Below are 16,857 nucleotides of genomic sequence, written 5' to 3' on the forward strand. Positions count from 1 at the left end.
CTTCGCCTCACGCGTCATCCGTTTCCAAGGGCGATCATGAACGAAACCCAGATCATCGAAGTAGCGAATGCCGACTGGCACGCGCGCAACCTGTCCGTGCCGCGTGAGACGCTGCTCGCCGGAGTCGAACGCGGCAAGGTGCTGTATTTCCCGAACCTGCGTTTCGCGATTGAAGGCGGCGAGCAGGCGCTGCTCGACCCCGCGCTGGCCGATCCGAACCGCAAGAACATCAGCCTCGAACCGAATGGCGGCGCATTGCATGGCGTGGCCGGCAACGCGGTCACGCAGTCTGCGGTGCGCGCATTGATCGCGCGTTATCAAACGAATGCGCGCACGCTCGTCGACGGGCTCTTTCCCGAATACAACGGCAAGCTGCGCGTCGCGCCCACGAGTTTGCGGCTGCATCAGGTAGAAACACGGCAAACGTCATGGCGCAAGGACGATAGCCGCTTGCATGTGGACGCCTTTCCGTCGCGGCCCAATTACGGCGAACGCATTCTGCGCGTGTTCGCCAACGTCAATCCGAATGGCGTGCCGCGCGTATGGCGAGTCGGCGAACCGTTCGAGGACATGGCCAAACGCTTTCTGCCGCGCATCAAGCCGCAAATGCCGGGCGCGGCGTGGCTGCTGAATCTGTTGCACGTAACGAAATCGCCGCGCAGCGAGTACGACCATCTGATGCTCCATCTGCACGACGGCATGAAGGCCGACATGCAATATCAGAAGACAAGTCCGCAGGAGACCATGCCGTTTCCGCCGGGCAGCGTGTGGGTGTGCTTCTCAGATCAGACTTCGCACGCGGTGATGTCCGGTCAGTTCATGCTCGAGCAGACGTTCTTCCTGCCGGTCAAGGCAATGGTGCAACCCGAATGTGCGCCGCTCGGCATACTTGAACGCCTGAAGGGCAGGGCGCTGGTTTGAGCGCCGCGGTTCGTTCGGGCTCGCCAGACTTTGTGCACCGTCGCGCGCCGATGGCTGACCATGCGGCTGCGCCAGGGCCATCGCATCCGCACGGTATTTGCGAGCTGCACGCTGCGCGCTTGCATCATGCGGAGCGCCGATGCTAAGGGCAATCTATAACGCGCTCTGGTGGATCATCGCGCCGGTTGCGGTGCTGCGTCTGCTGATCCGTTCGCGCAAGGAGCGTGGCTATCGGCAACATATCGCAGAGCGTTTCGGCTATGTTCGCGGACGTTTGCCCGAAGACGACGCGCCGTTGATCTGGGTGCACGCGGTGTCGGTCGGTGAGACGCGTGCCGCGCAACCGCTGATCGACGCGCTCATCAAAGCCCGCCCGGACGCACGCATTCTGTTGACTCATATGACGCCGAGCGGCCGCGCGACCGGCGAGCAGATCTTCGGCGACCGCGTGATGCGCAGCTATCTGCCGTACGACATGCCGCACGCGGTGCGGCGCTTTCTGCGTGCGTGGCGGCCGTCGCTCGGTCTGGTAATGGAAACCGAAGTGTGGCCCACGTTGATCGACGAATGCCGGCGCGCCGACGTCCCACTGGTGTTGACCAACGCGCGGATGTCGGCGCGCTCATATAAGCGGGCCGCCAGATTCGGCGGCGCGACGAAAGACGTGTTCGGCGGCTTTGCGCGTGTGCTGGCGCAGAGCCCATCGGACGCGGAACGGTTGACGGCGCTCGGCGCGCGCAACGTCGCGGTACTCGGCAATCTTAAATTCGACATGAGCACGCCGCCGGAACTGGCGGCGCGCGGTCATGCGTGGCGCGCGGCAATCGGCGCGCGACCCGTGTGGGTGGCGGCAAGTACACGCGAAGGCGAAGAGGAACTCGTGTTGCAGGCGTTCGCGGCCCTCGACGTTGAGAATGCGCTGTTGATTCTCGTGCCGCGCCATCCACAGCGTTTTAATGAGGTTGCAGCGCTCGTCGAGAAAGCCGGGCGGCGACTCGCGCGACGTTCGACGTGGGCGCCGGATGCGAAGGTTGCGTTAGCGGCTGCAAGCGGAGGCGTGCCCGCTTTGCCGGCGGACGTGAATGTGCTGCTCGGCGACTCGATGGGTGAACTGGGCGCTTATTACGCGGCCTCGGACCTCGCGTTTATCGGCGGCAGTCTGTTGCCGCTCGGCGGACAGAATCTGATTGAAGCCTGCGCGGTGGGCGTGCCCGTGCTGATCGGGCCGCACGTGTTCAACTTCACGCAGGCCACGGCCGATGCAGTCGCCGCAGGCGCGGCGGTGCAGGTGCAGGATCCGGCCGATCTGGCGCGAGCACTGCGCGAACTCTTCAACGACAAGGCGCGACGGCTCATGATGGGCGGCGCGGCCTCGGCGTTTGCCGCGCGTCATCGCGGGGCAACCGCGCGCACCGTGGATGTGTTGATGGCGTTGTTGCCGGAGTGAGGACAAGCAAGCGCTGAGGAGACTCAGCGCTTGCCTTCAAACTTTCAACAGCCCCTTTCGCTCGATAAACCGCACCACGTCGTCCAAGCCGTCGAGCGCCTTCAGATTACTCATCACGAAAGGCCGCTCGCCGCGCATTTTCTTCGCGTCGGACGCCATGACGTCGAGGTTCGCACCGACCATCGGCGCGAGGTCCGTCTTGTTGATCACGAGCAGATCCGACTTCGTAATGCCTGGGCCGCCCTTGCGCGGAATCTTCTCGCCGCCTGCCACGTCGATTACGTAAATCGTCAGGTCCGACAGTTCCGGGCTGAAGGTCGCCGCGAGGTTATCGCCGCCTGATTCGATAAAGACGATGTCCGCATCCGGAAAACGCGTGAGCATGCGATCGACAGCTTCCAGGTTGATCGACGCGTCCTCGCGAATCGCGGTATGCGGACAGCCGCCCGTCTCCACACCCATGATCCGCTCGGCCGGCAACGCGCCCGCCACGGTCAACAGGCGCTGATCTTCTTTCGTATAGATGTCGTTGGTGATCGCGACGAGGTCGTACTGTTCGCGCATCGCCTTGCAGAGCATTTCGAGCAACGTGGTCTTGCCCGAGCCGACCGGGCCGCCGACGCCCACGCGCAGCGGCGGCAGCTTCTTCGTGCGGACGGACGAGTGAGCGGGATGATGAGGTGCGTTCATGATGGATCGTTTTATGAGCGAAAAAGCCGCGAATACTGCGACTCGTGACGCGCCGACAGAATGCCGAGCTGCGGCGCGAAAGTATTGATGTTTTCCGGCGACGTGGCTAAAGCGCGCTCGACCGCCGCATTGATCGGCTCGCGCAACGCGACGATGATGCGTTGCCCCGCCAGTTGTCCCAGCGGCACGGCTTTCAATGCTGCGGCGGCCTGGTTCTCGACCCAGCTGAACGCGTACGCGGCAAGCGCGGCGTCGACGGCGGCATCGTGTGCATAGGCTGCAAAAGCGAACGCCGTGGGTTGCGCGAGCGGCGTCATCGAGGCGAGCGTCGCACGGCGCGCCGCATCGCCCCATTCGAGCGACGTGCACAATTGCCGCAGCGACCAGCCCATCTGTTCGGTTTCACGCCGCAATTCGGCCGACTCGCGGCTCGCGAGGAACTCGCCATTCGCCTGCGCGAGGCCGGCCGCGTCGTGTGTGCGCCAGCGCTCCATCTGGTGCGCGAGAAACGGCAGTTCGCCATGCGCGAGCACATCGGTGAGGCCGCTCGCGATCCAGGCGCGTGCCGAATCGGCATCGGTGATCAGTTGCGCTTCGATCGCCGCTTCCAGACCCTGTGAGTAGCTGAAGGCGCCGATAGGCAGCGCCGGCGACGCGAGGTGCAGTAGCGCCGTGAGCTCAGCGATGCGCATGGTGATGGTGATGCGCGTGGCCGCAAGATTCGTCGTGGACGTGGCCTTCGTGCCCGTGATCGTGCCCGTGATCGTGCGCGTGGCCATGCCCGTGCTCGTGATCATGAGAATGCTCATGCCCATGATGCTCGCCGAACACCTGCTGCGCCAATGCATAGTCTTCAGCGAACGTCTCGTCGTGGCCGTGCTTATGGCCGCCGCCGTACGCGCCAGACTCTGGCTGGAACGGCATCGAAACCTGATCGACCGTTGCGCCGATACGCTTCAGCATATCGGCCAGCACCGGATCGTATTCGAGCTTCAGATAATCCGCGCCGACTTCCACAGGCGTATGACGATTGCCCAGGTGATACGCCGCACGCGTGAGCGTCAACGCGTCTTTCGCACGGACCACCAGCACGGCTTCCGGCGCGGCGACTATTCGCACGAGACCGCCATCGTCCGCAATTAGCACATCGCCGTCGCGCAGCACGGTGCCGCGCGGCAGCAGTACCGCCACTTCTTCGCCGGTGTCGAGCGTGGCCGCAAGGCGGCTCTTGCGGCGCTCGTCGAAAGCAAGCGTTAGCGTCGGCGCGCGCTTCACCAGCACCGGCGCGAGTTTGAGATGCGGTGCAACCAGTTTGTCGAGTGTGCGCATGGTCAGAACAGAAAATAGCGTTGCGCCATCGGCAGGACAGTCGCCGGTTCGCAGGTCAGCAGTTGACCATCGGCGATCACCTGATAGGTTTCCGGATCGACGCTGATCGACGGGCGCCACGCGTTGTGAATCATGTCTGCCTTCGTGATGTTTCGGCAGTTCTTCACAGCCACGATACGCTTGTTCAGGCCATAGCGCTCCGCGACGCCTGCATCGGCGGCGAGTTGCGAAACGAAAGTCAGCGACGTGCGCCCGAGTGCACCGCCGCGCGTAGCGAACATCTCGCGATAATGCACCGGCTGCGGCGTAGGAATCGACGCGTTCGGATCGCCCATCTGTGCCATTGCGATCATGCCGCCTTTGAGGATCAACGACGGTTTGATGCCGAAAAAGGCGGGCTCCCAAAACACGAGATCGGCCCACTTGCCGGGCTCGATAGAACCGACTTCATGCGCAATGCCGTGCGTGATTGCCGGGTTGATCGTGTACTTGGCGACATAGCGCTTCGCGCGGAAATTGTCGTGCCGTGCGGTGTCCTCGGGCAGCGCGCCGCGTTGCACTTTCATCTTGTGCGCGGTCTGCCACGTGCGGATGATGACTTCGCCTACGCGGCCCATCGCCTGCGAATCCGACGACAGCATGGAAAGCGCGCCGAGATCGTGCAGAATGTCTTCCGCGGCGATGGTCTCGCGGCGAATGCGCGATTCGGCGAACGCAATATCTTCCGCAATCGACGGGTCCAGGTGGTGGCAAACCATCAGCATGTCGAGATGTTCTTCGAGCGTGTTGACGGTGTAGGGCCGCGTCGGATTGGTCGACGAAGGCAGCACGTTCGCTTCGCCGCATACCTTGATGATGTCGGGCGCGTGGCCGCCGCCTGCGCCTTCCGTGTGATACGTATGAATCGTGCGGCCTTTGAACGCCGCCACGGTCGCTTCGACGAAACCCGCTTCGTTCAGCGTGTCCGTGTGAATGGCGACCTGCGTGTCGGTGTCGTCGGCGACGGACAGGCAGTTGTCGATTGCGGCCGGCGTCGTGCCCCAGTCTTCGTGCAGCTTCAGGCCGATCGCGCCCGCCGCGATCTGTTCGAGCGCGGGCTCCGGCTGGCTCACGTTGCCTTTGCCGAGGAAGCCGAGGTTCATCGGATAGCCGTCCGCTGCCTGCAGCATGCGTTCGAGATGCCACGGGCCCGGCGTGCAGGTGGTCGCATTGGTGCCCGTTGCCGGACCCGTGCCGCCGCCGAGCATCGTCGTCACGCCGCTGGCGAGCGCTTCTTCGATCTGCTGCGGACTGATGAAGTGAATATGCGTGTCGATGCCGCCCGCCGTCACGATCAGCCCTTCACCGGCGATCACCTCCGTGGATGCGCCGATCGCGATCGTCACGTTCGGCTGAATGTCGGGATTGCCCGCCTTGCCGATAGCCGCGATGCGGCCGTTCTTGATGCCGATGTCGGCCTTCACAATGCCCCAATGGTCGAGAATCACCGCGTTGGTCACAACGGTATCGACGACGTCGGCATGCACGCGCTGCGACTGGCCCATGCCGTCGCGAATCACCTTGCCGCCGCCGAACTTCACTTCTTCGCCGTACGTGGTGAAGTCGCGCTCCACTTCGATCAGCAACTCGGTGTCGGCGAGACGCACGCGGTCGCCGGTGGTGGGGCCGAACATTTCCGCGTATGCGCGGCGGCCAATGCGTAAGGTCATGATGTCAGTCCGGAATTGAGCAGGGCGGTGCAAGCGGATGAGCGCGCGCGGCGCGTCACAGCTTGCCCATCACCTTGCCGTTGAAGCCATAGACGATGCGCTCACCCGCCAGTTCGACGAGTTCGACGGTGCGCTCCTGGCCGGGCTCGAAACGCACGGCGGTGCCCGCGGCGATGTTCAGCCGGAAGCCGCGTGCGGCTTCGCGGTCGAAAGCGAGTGCGTCGTTCACTTCATAGAAGTGGTAATGCGAGCCGATCTGCACCGGCCGGTCGCCGGTATTCGACACGAGCACCGTGACGGTGGCGCGGCCCGCGTTGAGTTCGTGTTCGCCGTCGTCGGTGATGAGTTCGCCGGGAATCATGGGCGTGCCTTAATAGGTTTAGCGGGATTCAGCGGATCAGGGAATCGGATGATGAACCGTGACGAGCTTCGTGCCGTCGGGAAACGTGGCTTCGACCTGGATGTCGGGGATCATCTCTGGCACGCCTTCCATGACGTCGTCGCGAGTGAGCAGCGTCGTGCCGTAGTGCATGACCTCGGCGACGGTCTTGCCGTCGCGCGCCGCTTCCATCAGCGCGGCGGTGATGAACGCGACCGCTTCCGGATAATTCAGTTTGAGGCCGCGTGCGCGGCGCCGTTCGGCAAGCAGCGCGGCGGTGAAGATCAGCAGCTTGTCCTTCTCGCGAGGTGTCAGCTTCATCGAATGAGTGCGGTGGGTTGCGCCCGATCCGAAGGAATCGGGCTGCGACAATGATATGCGTTGCGGGTCGCCGATGCGACCCATGCAATGCCGGACAAAAAAGTGACGCTATCAAGCCCGGCTAACGACGCGCTTACAGATCCGCGGGCAGCGCTGCGCCGAACCACTTCTTCGACATCGTATTGAGCGTGCCGTCCTGCTTGGCTTGCGCGATGGCGGCGTTCACCTTCTGCTGCAGGCGCGGTTCGTTCCTGTTCATGCCGACAAAACACGGCGAGTTCTTGATGACGAACTTAGGCTCAGGACGGCGCGGCGGATTCTTAGCCAGAATCGCGGCGGCGACGATGTTGCCCGCAGCGATCAACTGAACCTGGCCCGACAGGAATGCGGCGATGGTCGCGTTGTTGTCCTCGAAGCGTTTGATCGTGGCGTTCGGTGCCATTTGCGTGAGACCGAGTTCTTCGAGTGCGCCGCGCGTCGCGCCGACCGTCTTGCCGGTCAGATCGGCGGGGCCGCTGACCTTGATGTCGGCGGGGCCGAACACGCCCTGATAGTACGGCGCGTACGCGTTTGAGAAGTCGATCACTTTCTCGCGGTCGGGCGTCTTGCCGAGCGACGAGATCACCAGATCGACCTTGTTCGTTTGCAGATAGGGAATGCGGTTCGCGCTGTTCACGGGCACCAGTTCGAGCTTCACGTTCATCGACTTCGCGAGCAGCGCGGCGGTGTCGATGTCATAGCCTTGCGGCTTCATGTCGGGGCCGACCGAGCCGAACGGCGGATAGTCTTCCGGCACGGCGACCTTGAGCACGCCTGCCTTGGCGATGTTGTCGAGCGTATCGGCGTGCGCCGCAGGGGCTGTGATTGCGAGGACAGGCGAAACGAGCAGGGCGGCGAGGAGCGTGCGGCGGGCGGAACGAAGCGTTGGTCGGTTCATTTGTAGTAGCTGTGGTGGTGGCGGGCAGGCGGCTGGCGGCGAGGAAGCGGCAGCGTCGGCCGCTAGCAACGCAAGGTGTGTGCCATCGTGGTGCGGCGGGGCTGCTGAGGAGGTTTGCCGGACGATGCACCAGATAGGGGCTCGTGATTGCTTAGAATTGGTGCGGACCTGTCTTACGCGGTGAAAGCGGGTGTGATTGCGGGTGTGGTTGGTTAAGAAGCTGCGGCGCTGCCGCGTGCGACTAAGGCGTGGTGGTTTTGCGCAGGTCGCCTACGTCGTCCAGATTCTCAAAGGCACCGCCTCGACGCCATGCACGACGGGCCGCAACTGCAACCAGCATTGCGTCAACGCGCGCTGCAACGTCTCCATTGATCGCGACACGGCGCGCACGAGCAATACGCCACTGGTCACGCAGGAAGCCGCTGCGCGCACGGAGTCGTCGAAGGGAAGCTGCGCGGTCAGCGCTTCAGCGAGCGCGTCGTCGCAAGCCGCGCCAACGGCCCACAGCGTGCCATACGCAGGAAAGCCTCCAAGCCCCTGAGCCGCGTCGCGCAACGGGTCACCGGCAACGAGGCTCGCCCGCTCCAGCCACAACAGCTCGCCGTGAGCCCGCGCGATACGCGACACCGCCCGCAGGCTTCCATCGGACCACCGCTCGCCGGCCGCTTGCCGCCCGAGCTGCGTCGCATCCCAGCCGATCGCCGTTGCGCCTTCGTCGAGTGTCAGCGAGAAGTCGAGGTCTGCCTTTGCGTGATCGAAAACGATATTGTTCTGCGGCAGCCAGTCGAGCTTCGCACCTTCGCCGACGCGGACAGCGATATGCTGCCGCGCGGAGCGTCCGTTGGATTTGTACCACTTGGTCGCGCCGGGCGTAGTGATGACAGCATGCGCGTGAGCACCCACATTGACTTCTATATCGAGTTGATCGCCGCCCGCGATCCCGCCCGGCGGATGCACGATCACTGCGTGACAAACAGCCTGACCTTCCGGATACAACGGCCGTTGGACACGCAGCGGACCATCGTGCAGCCGATGCTGCAGGACGCTGCGCTCGCCATGCCTGACGAACCCAAGTTCGAGCCGCGCGCGCCAATGCGCATGCGTCTCGGCTTTCGCTTCGGGTTGCACAGTAGCGAGCGTGGCGTGATTTTCGTGAAGCGACATGCGAATGAACGTGCGATCGACGTATTGGGTACAAGAAGGTACAGGAAGAGAAGCCGCAAGGCCAAGGGCATGCGGACCCGGCCCGAGACGCGCCGAGCATAGCACGCTCACCCACGCGAGAGCGTCACACCGCGATCAGCGCACGCACGCCATCCGCATCCATGTTCGCGCCTTCGCCGCCCGCGACGATCTCGCCGCGGCTCATCACCCAATAGCGGTCGGCAATGTCCTTCGCGAAGTCGTAATACTGCTCGACGAGCAGCACGGTCATGCCCATCTCTTCGACCAGTTGACGCAGCGTGCGCCCAATGTCCTGAATGATCGACGGCTGGATGCCTTCCGTGGGTTCGTCGAGGATCAGCAGTTGCGGGTCGCTCATTAGCGCGCGGCCGATCGCGAGCTGCTGTTGCTGACCGCCCGACAGATCGCCGCCGCGACGGCTGCGCATATCCTTGAGCACGGGAAACAACTCATAGATGCGATCGGGAATCTTCTTCGGTGCCTTCTTGCTGGCGGCGCCCACCAGCAGATTTTCTTCGACGGTGAGCCGCGGAAAAATATCGCGTCCTTGCGGCACGTAGGCAAGCCCTTTCTCGACGCGAGAATAGGTGGGCAGCTTCGTGATCGGCGCGCCGCGCCAGGCGATCGAGCCGCTCTTCGTCTGCACGACGCCCATCAGGCAGCGCAGCAACGTCGTCTTGCCCACGCCATTGCGGCCGAGCAGCACGGTGAGTTTGCCATCGGGCACGGTGAGCTTCACATCGCGAAGAATGTGGCTGCCGCCGTAGTACTGGTTCAGGTTTTCTACTTCTAGCATGTCCGTTCGACCCTTTGACTGGCCTGTCCGCTCAGCGGCCAAGATACGACTCGATCACCGTCTCGTCGCGTTTCACTTCGTCAAGCGTGCCGTGCGCGAGCACGCGCCCTTCGGCCATCACCGTGACCTTGCCGGTATCGCCCGATAGAGCTTTCACGAACTCCATGTCGTGTTCGACGACCATCATCGAGCACGTGCCTCGCAGATGGTTGAGCAGGTCTGCCAGCTGCATCGTCTCGTCATCGGTCATGCCCGCGGCAGGTTCGTCGAGTAGCAGCAGCGCCGGTTGCTGCATCAGCAACATGCCGATTTCGAGCCGCTGCTTCTGTCCGTGCGACAGTTCGCCGGCAAGACGCCGCGCCTCGGATTCCAGACCGATCAGCACGAGCGTTTCTTCGATGCGTGCTTGCGCTTCGCGATCGAGCCGCGCGCGCAGCGACGCAAGCCATCCCTTGTCGGTCTTCATTGCGAGTTCGAGGTTTTCCCACACGGGATGCTGCTCGAAAACCGTCGGCTTCTGGAACTTGCGTCCAATGCCGGCACGTGCAATGGACGGCTCGTTCATCCGCGTGAGGTCGATAGACTGGCCGAGAAACACCTTGCCCGAATCGGGCGAGGTCTTGCCGGTGATCACGTCCATCATCGTCGTCTTGCCCGCGCCGTTCGGTCCGATGATGCAGCGCAATTCGCCGGCGTCGATAGAAAGCGTCAGCGCATTCAACGCACGAAAGCCGTCGAAGCTCACGGTCACGTCTTCGAGATACAGGATCGTGCCGTGGGAAACGTCGATCTCGCCGGGAACGACAACGTGCCCCATGCTCGCGACGCCGCTCAACGCGTGTTCAGAAGGATGCTCGGGCAAAGCCAGATCGGGAACCATCGGGTTTTCGTTCATGAGCGGTTCCTCTTGCGCGTCACGAGCTCGACCAGTCCCATGATGCCGTTCGGCAGAAACAGCGGGACCAGCACGAAAATCAGACCGAGGAAGAACAGCCAGTATTCAGGAAAGTTTGCCGTGAAGAAGCTCTTCGCGCCGTTCACTGCGAACGCGCCGACAATCGGCCCAATCAACGTGCCGCGTCCACCGACGGCCACCCAGATGGCCATTTCGATCGAATTGCCAGGCGACATCTCACCCGGATTGATGATGCCGACCTGTGGCACGTACAACGCGCCGGCAATGCCGCACAACACGGCGGACACGGTCCATACGAAGAGTTTGTACGCGAGCGGGCTGTAGCCGAGGAACATCAGGCGCGTTTCGCCGTCGCGCACGGCGGTCACGACGCGGCCCAGCTTCGAGGTGACGATGGCCCGCGCGCCGAGGAACGCGACGATCAGCACCGCAAACGTGATCAGCAGCAGGGCGGTGCGCGTACCGGCATGCGTGATTGGAAAGCCGCCGATGCGCTTGAAATCGGTGAAGCCGTTATTGCCGCCAAAGCCCGTCTCATTGCGATAGAAGAGCAGCATGGCAGCGAACGTCATCGCCTGCGTGATGATCGACAGATAGACGCCCTTCACTCGCGAGCGGAACGTGAAGAAGCCGAACACCCATGCCACCACGGCCGGCACCAGCACCACGAGCAGCAGCGCATAGCCGAGATGCTGCGTGCCTTGCCAATACCACGGCAGTTGATGCCAGTCGAGGAACACCATGAAGTCGGGCAGATCGCTGCCGTACTTGCCGTCGTGGCCGATTGCGCGCATCAGGTACATGCCGATCGCGTAGCCGCCCAGTGCGAAGAAGAGCGCGTGTCCGAGACTCAGAATGCCGCAGTAACCCCACACCAGATCGAGTGCGAGCGCCGCGATCGCGTAGCACATGAACTTGCCGGTGATGGTCGTCGCGTAAGCGGACAGATGCAGCGGACTCGCTTCCGGCACCACCAGCGTAGCGAACGGCACGCCGAGGCCGAACACGACGATCAGCGCGATCAGCGCAAGCCATGCACGGCGCGACAGCAGCGCGGGACGCGGCGGCAAGCCGAGGGCAAAGCCCGACTGCGCGACGCGGCCGGCTAAGTTGCCGCCCGGGTTGCCATCCGCTGTACCGACATGACCGGACGCGGCCGAAGAAGAAGTTGCAGATGTCATCTCATGCCTCCGCGCTACGGCCCTTGAGGGCGAACATGCCCTGCGGACGCTTCTGGATGAACAGCACGATCAGCACGAGCACCGCGATCTTCGCGAGCACGGCGCCCCAGAACGGCTCGATCGCCTTGCTCACGAGTCCGAGCCCGAAGCCGCCGATCACCGTGCCCGCCAGTTGACCCACGCCACCGAGCACGACCGCCATGAACGAATCGATGATGTAGCTTTGCCCGAGGTCGGGCCCGACATTGCCGATCTGCGATAACGCGCAGCCGCCGAGTCCCGCAATGCCCGCGCCGAACGCGAACGCATACGAGTCGACCCGTGCGGTCTTCACGCCGACGCATGCAGCCATGCGGCGGTTCTGCGTGACGGCGCGCACGAAGAGTCCGAGGCGGGTCTTCGTCAACACGGCCCATGCAATGCCGACGACGATCAGCGAAAACGCGAGAATCGCGAGCCGGTTGTACGGCAGGATCAGGTTCGCCATGACGGTCACGCCGCCGCTCATCCACGAAGGATTGACGACCTGCACGTTCTGCGCGCCGAACAGCATCCGCGTCGCCTGAATCAGGATCAGGCTGATGCCGAAGGTGGTCAGCAGCGTTTCGAGCGGACGGCCATACAGATGCTTGAGCACGAGCCGCTCGATCACGATGCCGACGAGTGCCGCCGCAACGAACGACGCGGGCACCGCGACGAGCGGATACCAGTCGAAGCCGCCCGGTGCGAAGCGCTGAAAGAGGTTCTGCACGACATACGTGGCGTAGGCGCCGATCATGAGGAATTCGCCGTGCGCCATGTTGATGACGCCGATCAGGCCATACGTGATGGCGAGTCCGAGTGCAGCGAGCAGCAGCACGCTGCCGAGCGACAGACCCGCGAACAGCGTGCCGGCGATTTCGCCGCGGCGCTGGATTGCGTCGAGTTCGTCGATACCGCTTTGCGCCGCGGCCCGCACGCGAGCGTCGGCTTCCGCGAATGTGCCGTCGGGCTTTTTCGCGACGAGCGGTCGCAGCAGTTCGTTCATGTCGAGGTCGTGCCGCGCGGCGACGAGCTTCACCGCTTCGAGACGTTTAGCCGCGTCGGCGTCATGCAGCGCGGTCATTGCCCACAGCGTGTCGAGGCGCTTCTTCAGTGCCGGGTCGGTTTCTTTTGCGCGGGCCGTGTCGACGAGCGGCTTGATCGACGAGTCAGGGTTTTTCAGCAGCGCGTTGATGGCTTGCTCGCGCGTCGCTTTATCGGGCGAGTCGAGCTGTAAGCCCGAGAGCGCGCCCGCCACTTTCGAGCGCAGCAGATTATTCAACGTGACGGGTTGTGCGTCGCTTGCGGCGACGGTCTTGCCGGTGACGGCATCGCGCGTCGCGTCGCCGTCCTGCAGCAGCACGGCGCCTGAGTCGGTGGCGAGCACGCCGTCTTCGGACAACGCCTTCAGCACCGCGACCGACTCCTTGTCGTGATTGGCGATGAGTTTGTCGATGGCTGCGGACTTCGCGTCGAAGTCGTCGGCGGCGAGCGGCGCGACATCGGCCGCGGTCAACGCAAACGCGGCATGCGGCGTCAGCGAGCCCAACGCAACCAACGTGAGCAACGCAAGAGCGGTGCTGTTGACGCTGCGTCGCGCGAACCGCTGTGCAAAAGTGAGGAATGAAAACGCCATGATGGCCTTTGAAGAATGACCGGCGACGCGCTTTGCAAAGCTCGCATCGCGCCGGTTGAATGCGGGCCGGTGTTGTGCCGCACGCTGCACGGCTACGTTCAGCCGCCGAATCGCATGGGGCAGTGTCGAGCGGAACGGGTCGCAAGCATGACGGCCGTGATCGCTCGCCAGGCGCGCGTGAGTTTCGATTGCGATTGCTGCGCATGCCGGATTCGCGGCGAACTCGTTGCGCGTGCCGGAACACGGTAACGGTCGCCGGGAGTTCACCTGGAATTCGCCCGAGTTCGCCCGAGTTCGCCTCGACACATGACGGCGGCCACTCGAGCCGCCGTCATACGCGATGCCGTTAAGCGACCCGCGAGCGCTTCAGAAACGCCGGGATCGAGCTGACCACATCCGGCTTGCCTGCATTGCCTGCGATGAACGGGCTCCACGGCTGCGCGCGAACCGCGGTCTTGGTGCGCCACACCACGTTGAACTGACCGTCTGCGCGCACTTCGCCGATCATCACCGGCTTGTGCAGATGGTGGTTGCCGTCCATTTCGAGCGTGAAGCCCGACGGCGCTGCGAACTGCTGGCCGATCATCGCCACGCGCACCTTGTCGACTTCGGTGCTCTTCGCCTTCTCGACAGCCTGCTTCCACATGTGGATGCCGACGAAAGTCGCTTCCATCGGGTCGTTCGTCACGCGCTTGGTGCCGCCAGGCAGATTGTTCTCCTTGACCCACGCGGCCCATTGTTTCTTGAATTTCTCGTTGGCCGGGTTGCGCACGGACATGAAGTAGTTCCATGCCGCGAGGTTGCCCACCAGCGGCTTCGTGTCGATGCCGCGCAGTTCTTCCTCGCCGACCGAGAACGCTACGACCGGCACATCGGAAGCCTTCAGCCCCTGGTTGCCGAGTTCCTTATAGAACGGCACGTTGGAGTCGCCGTTCACCGTCGAGATCACGGCCGTCTTGCCGCCTTGCGAGAAGGTCTTGATGTTCGCGACGATGGTCTGGTAGTCGCTGTGGCCGAACGGCGTATAGACCTCCTGGATGTCGGCCTCCTGCACGCCCTTCGACTTCAGGAACGCGCGCAGGATCTTGTTGGTCGTGCGCGGATACACGTAGTCGGTGCCGAGCAGGAAGAAGCGCTTTGCGCCGCCGCCTTCCGCGCTCATCAGATATTCGGTTGCAGGGATCGCCTGCTGGTTCGGCGCGGCGCCCGTGTAAAACACGTTGCGCGACATCTCTTCGCCTTCGTACTGGACCGGGTAGAAGAGCAGCCCGTTGAGTTCCTCGAACACCGGCAGCACCGACTTGCGCGACACCGACGTCCAGCAGCCGAACACCACCGCGCACTTTTCCTGCGTGATCAATTGACGCGCTTTTTCGGCGAAGAGCGGCCAGTTGGAAGCGGGGTCGACCACCACCGGCTGAAGCTGACGGCCCATCACGCCGCCGTTCTTGTTGATGTCAGCGATCGTCATCAGCGCGGTGTCTTTCAGCGATGTCTCGGAGATCGCCATCGTGCCGGACAGGGAATGCAGGATGCCCACCTTGATCGGGCCGCTCGCGGACTGTGCGTGCGCGAACGGCGCGCGACCTGCAAGCGCGAGCGCGCCGGACATGGAGCCGAACTTCAACAGACTGCGACGTTTCATGTGTATCCCCTTGCCATTGATGATGAATGTTTATGGGCGTCGATTTCAGCCACGGGGCTTGCCCCGCATGACTTGCCGCTCGTGTACTGCAAGGCACATGCCATGTGAGGAATGCGGGGCGCTCTGCGGCTTCGCGCGCTGCGGCGCGCCTCCACGCGAGCGGGCTTATGCTGCTTGGCGTACGAATCTGGTGCACATGGCTTCGACGCGCCTCGTTCAGGTGCGCGCCGCGCCGCGACGAAGCGTGACGATCGGCCAGCGGGCTTTGGCGGTGCACATGCGCCGCTGCTTTGTGCATGCGCTGTGTTGTGCCTACACTGAAAGACCGCTTACTGGCCTTTGCATGGGACGGGACTAAGCGCTGAAGCGCTAATTCCCGTCGACAGTTCTGCATGGAGATATGAGATGACTGAATCCGCCGGCGCCAATCAACCCGATATGTCCGCGTTCTGGATGCCCTTCACCGCCAATCGCCAGTTCAAGAGCGCGCCGCGTCTGCTCGCGAGCGCGAAGGGCATGTACTACACCTCGCATGATGGGCGGCGCATTCTCGACGGCACCGCGGGCCTGTGGTGCGTGAACGCAGGGCACTGCCGCGATGAAATCGTGGCCGCCGTGCAGGCTCAGGCTGCTGAGATGGATTTCGCGCCCACGTTCCAGATGGGCCACCCGAAAGCATTCGAGGCCGCGACGAAAATCGCGCGACACACGCCGGGCGATCTGAAGCACATCTTCTTCGTGAACTCAGGCTCGGAAGCAGTCGACACCGCGCTGAAGATCGCGCTTGCCTATTACCGCTCGCGTGGCGAGGGACAACGCACCCGCTTCATCGGACGCGAGCGCGGCTATCACGGCGTCGGCTTCGGCGGTATTTCCGTGGGCGGGATTGCGCCCAATCGCAAGGCGTTTTCAGGCGCGCTGCTGCCGTCGATCGATCATTTGCCGCATACGCTGAACATCAAAGAGGCCGCTTATTCGAAGGGCCAACCGGCGTGGGGCGCGCATCTCGCCGACGAACTCGAGCGGATCGTCGCGCTGCACGATGCGTCGACGGTTGCGGCGGTGATCGTCGAGCCGGTGGCCGGATCGACAGGCGTGCTGATTCCGCCGCAAGGTTATCTTCAACGGTTGCGCGAGATCTGCGACAAGCACGGCATTCTGCTGATCTTCGACGAAGTCATCACCGGTTGGGGCCGCCTCGGCGCGCCGTTCGCCGCGCAGTACTTCGGCGTCACGCCCGACCTGCTGACGATGGCGAAGGGCACCAACAACGCGGCCGCTCCGATGGGCGCGGTGGCCGCAAGCGGCCAGATTCACGACTCGATCGTGAACGGCGCGCCAGGCGGCATCGAGCTCTTTCATGGCTATACGTACTCGGGACATCCGATTGCGGCTGCGGCGGCATGCGCGACGATCGATCTCTACGAGCGCGAGCAGTTGTTCGATCGGGCCGCGCGTATGGCCCCGCTTTTCGAACGCGCGATTCATAAGCTGCGTGGTGAACGGCATGTTATCGACGTTCGCAATCTCGGGCTGGTGGGCGGCGTCGAGCTTGCGTCGCGCGACGGCGCGCCTGGCACACGCGCTTACGACGTGTTCGTGCGATGTTTCCAGAAGGGCGTATTGACACGCTATACCGGCGACATTCTCGCGTTCTCGCCGCCGCTCATTATCGAAGAGGCTCAGATCGACGAGATCTTTACGACGGTGGCCGAGGTGTTGAGGGAGACGGATTGAAGCTTCG

Annotated in this window: 16 protein-coding genes; 3 read left to right on the top strand and 13 right to left on the bottom strand. The window is 63.4% G+C overall.

The genetic code is table 11. The features are described 5' to 3' along the window. Positions 1–36: 36 nt before the first annotated feature. Together ACTJLB_RS31260 and waaA are read left to right on the top strand one after the other, a co-directional pair. Positions 37–921 carry a Kdo hydroxylase family protein gene (locus tag ACTJLB_RS31260; RefSeq protein ID WP_440785568.1) on the top strand — a complete coding sequence of 295 codons (885 nt, stop codon included), beginning with the start codon at positions 37–39 and terminating at the stop codon, positions 919–921. A 139-nt stretch (positions 922–1,060) separates the two neighbouring features. Beyond that, on the top strand, positions 1,061–2,368 hold the full coding sequence (gene waaA / locus ACTJLB_RS31265; RefSeq protein ID WP_310065673.1) for a lipid IV(A) 3-deoxy-D-manno-octulosonic acid transferase: 1,308 nt from the start codon (positions 1,061–1,063) through the stop codon (positions 2,366–2,368). A gap of 36 nt (positions 2,369–2,404) precedes the next feature. On the opposite strand, the gene ureG is transcribed toward waaA, so the two are convergent. The 13 genes from ureG to urtA form a co-directional block, all read right to left on the bottom strand. Next, on the bottom strand, positions 2,405–3,058 hold the full coding sequence (gene ureG / locus ACTJLB_RS31270) for an urease accessory protein UreG (RefSeq protein ID WP_020065111.1): 654 nt from the start codon (positions 3,056–3,058) through the stop codon (positions 2,405–2,407). A gap of 11 nt (positions 3,059–3,069) precedes the next feature. Further along, positions 3,070–3,750 carry an urease accessory protein UreF gene (locus ACTJLB_RS31275; RefSeq protein WP_392392908.1) on the bottom strand — a complete coding sequence of 227 codons (681 nt, stop codon included), beginning with the start codon at positions 3,748–3,750 and terminating at the stop codon, positions 3,070–3,072. Further along, on the bottom strand, positions 3,737–4,387 hold the full coding sequence (ureE, locus tag ACTJLB_RS31280; RefSeq protein ID WP_204520363.1) for an urease accessory protein UreE: 651 nt from the start codon (positions 4,385–4,387) through the stop codon (positions 3,737–3,739). The genes ACTJLB_RS31275 and ureE overlap by 14 nt, the downstream gene beginning before the upstream one ends. A gap of 2 nt (positions 4,388–4,389) precedes the next feature. Next, positions 4,390–6,096 carry an urease subunit alpha gene (gene ureC / locus ACTJLB_RS31285; RefSeq protein WP_020065114.1) on the bottom strand — a complete coding sequence of 569 codons (1,707 nt, stop codon included), beginning with the start codon at positions 6,094–6,096 and terminating at the stop codon, positions 4,390–4,392. Between the two features lie 55 nt (positions 6,097–6,151). Further along, on the bottom strand, positions 6,152–6,457 hold the full coding sequence (locus ACTJLB_RS31290) for an urease subunit beta (RefSeq protein ID WP_020065115.1): 306 nt from the start codon (positions 6,455–6,457) through the stop codon (positions 6,152–6,154). Between the two features lie 36 nt (positions 6,458–6,493). Further along, a complete protein-coding gene (gene ureA, locus ACTJLB_RS31295) occupies positions 6,494–6,796 on the bottom strand; it encodes an urease subunit gamma (RefSeq protein WP_006048588.1) in 303 nt (100 codons plus the stop codon). A gap of 133 nt (positions 6,797–6,929) precedes the next feature. After that, the gene (locus ACTJLB_RS31300; RefSeq protein ID WP_020065117.1) at positions 6,930–7,733 is read right to left on the bottom strand and encodes a transporter substrate-binding domain-containing protein; all 804 of its coding nucleotides are present in this window, start codon (positions 7,731–7,733) and stop codon (positions 6,930–6,932) included. Between the two features lie 270 nt (positions 7,734–8,003). After that, entirely contained in the window at positions 8,004–8,897 is an 894-nt protein-coding gene (locus tag ACTJLB_RS31305; RefSeq protein ID WP_408170104.1) for an urease accessory protein UreD, read from the bottom strand. A gap of 124 nt (positions 8,898–9,021) precedes the next feature. Continuing rightward, positions 9,022–9,714, bottom strand: a complete 693-nt coding sequence (gene urtE / locus ACTJLB_RS31310; protein WP_020065119.1) for an urea ABC transporter ATP-binding subunit UrtE — start codon at positions 9,712–9,714, stop codon at positions 9,022–9,024. Positions 9,715–9,745: 31 nt separating this feature from the next. After that, positions 9,746–10,609: an urea ABC transporter ATP-binding protein UrtD gene (gene urtD, locus ACTJLB_RS31315; protein ID WP_087751393.1), complete on the bottom strand. Its 864-nt coding sequence runs from the start codon at positions 10,607–10,609 to the stop codon at positions 9,746–9,748. Continuing rightward, on the bottom strand, positions 10,606–11,811 hold the full coding sequence (urtC, locus tag ACTJLB_RS31320) for an urea ABC transporter permease subunit UrtC (protein ID WP_408188892.1): 1,206 nt from the start codon (positions 11,809–11,811) through the stop codon (positions 10,606–10,608). The genes urtD and urtC overlap by 4 nt, the downstream gene beginning before the upstream one ends. Before the next feature lies 1 nt (position 11,812). Continuing rightward, positions 11,813–13,468 carry an urea ABC transporter permease subunit UrtB gene (urtB, locus tag ACTJLB_RS31325; protein WP_440785569.1) on the bottom strand — a complete coding sequence of 552 codons (1,656 nt, stop codon included), beginning with the start codon at positions 13,466–13,468 and terminating at the stop codon, positions 11,813–11,815. Positions 13,469–13,814: 346 nt separating this feature from the next. After that, positions 13,815–15,113 (bottom strand): urea ABC transporter substrate-binding protein, encoded by a 1,299-nt coding sequence (gene urtA, locus ACTJLB_RS31330; RefSeq protein WP_020065123.1) that lies wholly within the window; start codon positions 15,111–15,113, stop codon positions 13,815–13,817. A gap of 405 nt (positions 15,114–15,518) precedes the next feature. Between urtA and ACTJLB_RS31335 the strand changes: the two genes are divergently transcribed. Next, positions 15,519–16,850 (top strand): aspartate aminotransferase family protein, encoded by a 1,332-nt coding sequence (locus ACTJLB_RS31335; RefSeq protein WP_288823742.1) that lies wholly within the window; start codon positions 15,519–15,521, stop codon positions 16,848–16,850. Positions 16,851–16,857: the final 7 nt, after the last annotated feature.

The sequence above is a fragment of the Paraburkholderia sp. 22098 genome (genome assembly GCF_052045935.1).
Lineage (GTDB): Bacteria > Pseudomonadota > Gammaproteobacteria > Burkholderiales > Burkholderiaceae > Paraburkholderia > Paraburkholderia caledonica.